Origin of the sequence: uncultured Jatrophihabitans sp. (assembly GCF_964246335.1) — a bacterium.
Taxonomy (GTDB): Bacteria; Actinomycetota; Actinomycetes; order Mycobacteriales; family Jatrophihabitantaceae; genus Jatrophihabitans.
In genome coordinates, this window is sequence record NZ_CAXTQF010000121.1 from 1 (window position 1) to 3325 (window position 3325).

A 3325-nucleotide genomic window follows, 5' to 3' on the forward strand; every position below is an offset into this window, starting at 1 on the left:
CGAGCGGGAACGCGACGTCGACGTTGCGCAGGTTGTGCTCGCGCGCGCCCTCGACCCGCAGCTCGCGACCGCGCTGCGGCGGCCGGCGCAGCGGCGGCACCGGGATCTGCCGGCGCCCGGACAGGTACGCGCCGGTGATGGAGTCCGGCGACTCGCGCAGGTCGTCGACGGTGCCGCTGACGACGACGTTGCCGCCGCCCTCGCCGGCGTGCGGGCCGATGTCCACAACCCAGTCGGCCGTCTTGATGGTGTCCTCGTCGTGCTCGACGACGATCAACGTGTTGCCCAGGTCGCGCAGCCGCACGAGGGTCTCGATCAACCGGTGGTTGTCGCGCTGGTGCAGCCCGATGGACGGCTCGTCGAGCACGTACAGCACGCCGACTAGGCCGGAGCCGATCTGGGTGGCGAGCCGGATGCGCTGCGCCTCACCGCCGGCGAGGGTCGCTGCGGCGCGGTCGAGCGAGAGGTAGTGCAGGCCGACGTCGACCAGGAAGCCGAGCCGCGCGTTGATCTCCTTGAGCACGCGCTCGCCGATCATCTTGTCGCGGTCGGACATCGGCAGGTGGGCCAGCCACTGCGCGGCGTCGCCGATCGACAGCGAGGCGACCTCGGCGATGGACCGGTCGGCGACGGTGACGGCGAGGATCTCCGGCTTGAGCCGCGTGCCCTGACACGCGGGGCACGGCACCTCGCGCATGTAGCCCTCGAACTTCTCGCGCGAGTAGTCGCTGTCCGTCTCGCTGTAACGCCGCTCGATCCACGGGATGACGCCCTCGTAGTTGGCGTAATACGAGCGGTTGCGGCCGTAGCGGTTGCGGTAGCTGACGTGCACCTGGTCGTCGGTGCCGTGCAGGACGGCCTTCTGCGCGCGGGCCGGCAGCTGCTCCCACGGCGTGTCGACGCTGAAACCACCGGCGTCCGCCACCCCCTGCAGCAGCCGCAGGAAGTACTCGCTGGTCTGCCCGGTGGACCACGGTGTGACGGCGCCGTCGGCCAGGCTGATCTCCGGGTCGGGGACGACCAGTTCAGGGTCGACCTCCTTGCGGGTACCCAGGCCGGTGCACTCGGTGCACGCGCCGAACGGCGAGTTGAACGAGAACGACCGCGGCTCGAGCTCGTCGATCGCCAGCGGGTGGTCGTTCGGGCAGGCCAACCGCTCGGAGTAGCGGCGTTCGCGGTGCGGGTCGTCCTCGTCGAGGTCGACGAAGTCGAGCACCAGCACGCCGCCGGCGAGGCCAAGCGCGGTCTCGACGGAATCGGTGATGCGCTGCTTGCTCGACGGGCGCGCGGAGAGCCGGTCGACGACCGCCTCGATGGTGTGCTTCTCCTGCTTCTTGAGCTTCGGCAGGTCGGTGAGCGGGTAGACGACGCCGTCGACGCGGGCGCGCGCGTAACCCTTCACCTGCAGGTCGGCGAGGAGGTCGACGTACTCGCCCTTGCGCTCACGGATTATGGGCGCGAGTACCTGGAATCGAGTAGCGGGTTCGAGTTCGAGGATGCGGTCGACGATCTGCTGCGGCGTCTGCTTGGCGATGGGCTCGCCGCAGATCGGGCAGTGCGGGTGCCCGATGCGCGCCCACAGCAGGCGCAGGTAGTCATAGACCTCGGTGATCGTGCCGACCGTGGAACGCGGGTTCTTCGACGTCGACTTCTGGTCGATGGACACCGCGGGTGACAGGCCTTCGATGAAGTCGACGTCGGGCTTGTCCATCTGGCCCAGGAACTGCCGCGCGTAGGCCGACAGCGACTCGACGTAGCGTCGCTGACCCTCGGCGAAGATCGTGTCGAAGGCCAGGCTGGACTTGCCCGACCCGGACAACCCGGTGAAGACGATCATGGCGTCGCGCGGGAGGTCGAGGCTGACGTCCTTGAGGTTGTGCTCGCGGGCGCCATGGACGATCAGACGGTCGTTCGCGCCGTGCATTCACTGCCTTCCGGGCCGGGTGCGGAGAGTTCGCAGGTGGGTCGCGCCGAGCGGGCAACGAGCCGACGCCAGCCTAATGACCGTTACCGACAACGCGCGCGGCCACGGTCGACATTCCGCGCGCTGCCGCCGCACTGGACGCGGTCACCGGCCGCGCAGGTGCCGCTTCAACCCGGGAATCGCCGCGGGCGCGACGGACAGCTCGCTGAACCCGCACTGCACGAAACGCTCGGCGAACTCGGGCACCGCCGCCATCTCCCCGCACACCGCGAGCTCCGCCCGTCCCCGCGCGTCCTCGCCGACGAGCTGGACGAGGCGCCACAGCGCCGTGGCGTGCGGGTCGAGCAGTGCCGCGACGTCGGCCTGGGTGCGGTCGGCGGCCATCGTGTACGAGGTCAGGTCGTTGGTGCCGAGAGACAGAAAGTCGGCGACCTGCGCGATGTCCCCCGCCGCGAGAGCGGCGGCCGGCACCTCGATCATCGCGCCCACGGAACCGGGCCGTGCGTGGGGCGTGTCGTCCGCGACGAGCGACGCGACGGCGACGTCCACGGCGTCCCGGAAGGCGCGCATCTCCGCGGCGAAGGTGACCATCGGCGCCATGACGGCCATCGTGCCGCCGTAGCCGTCGGCCGCGCGGCACACCGCGCGCAGCTGGGTGTGCAGCACATCGGGATTGGCGAGCAGCCAGCGCAGGCCCCGGACGCCGAGGAATCCGTTGCGCACCGGGTCGAGCCGCAGCGCCCGCACCGGCTTGTCGCCCCCGGCGTCCAGCACGCGAACGGTGACCGGCCGGCCGCCCAGTTCGGCCAGCACGGCACGCAGGTCGGCCACCTGGGTGTCTTCGTCGGGCAGGTCGTCCCGGTCGAGGACGAGCAGTTCGGTGCGCAGCAGCCCGACCGCGTCCGCCCCGAACTGCACGGCCGCGCGCGCTTCGGCGGCCGAGCCGATGTTCGCGGCGACCACCACCGGGCGGCCGCGAACCTGCACCGGCGCGGCGGCGTCCGCGCGCTCGGCGCGGCGTCGCTCGTGCTGCACGGCGAGTTCGCGCGCCCGGTCCGCGGCGTCCGGCGGGTCGACCTCCACCGCCCCGGTGTCACCGTCCACCGCCACCGGCGTGCCGTCGGCCACCGCGTCGAGCAGGCCGCCGGCGCCGAGCACGACGGGCAGGCCCAGCCCGCGGGCGACGATCACCGCGTGCGCTGTCGGTGTGCCGCCTGCGAGCACCACCGCCGCGCCGCCGCGCCCGGCGAAGTCGCCCAACTCCCCCGGACCGATCTCCGCTGCGGCCAGCACCCGGCCGGCCACGTCGTCCGGCACCCGGCGCCCGGTGACCCCGAGTTCGCGCAACACGGCGAGGCCGGCATCGCCGCCACGCTGTTCCTCACGGTGACCTTCGGGATG

Annotated in this window: 2 protein-coding genes; both read right to left on the reverse strand. The window is 72.0% G+C overall.

Going from position 1 to position 3325, the window contains the following annotated elements; translation table 11 throughout:
* Positions 1 to 1924, reverse strand: a 1924-nt coding sequence (uvrA, locus tag ACFFCN_RS18530) for an excinuclease ABC subunit UvrA (RefSeq protein ID WP_375494078.1), incomplete at its 3' end; no start/stop codon positions are given.
* Between the two features lie 144 nt (positions 1925 to 2068).
* The coding region (locus ACFFCN_RS18535) for a putative PEP-binding protein (RefSeq protein WP_375494080.1) at positions 2069 to 3325 on the reverse strand (1257 nt) is incomplete at its 5' end.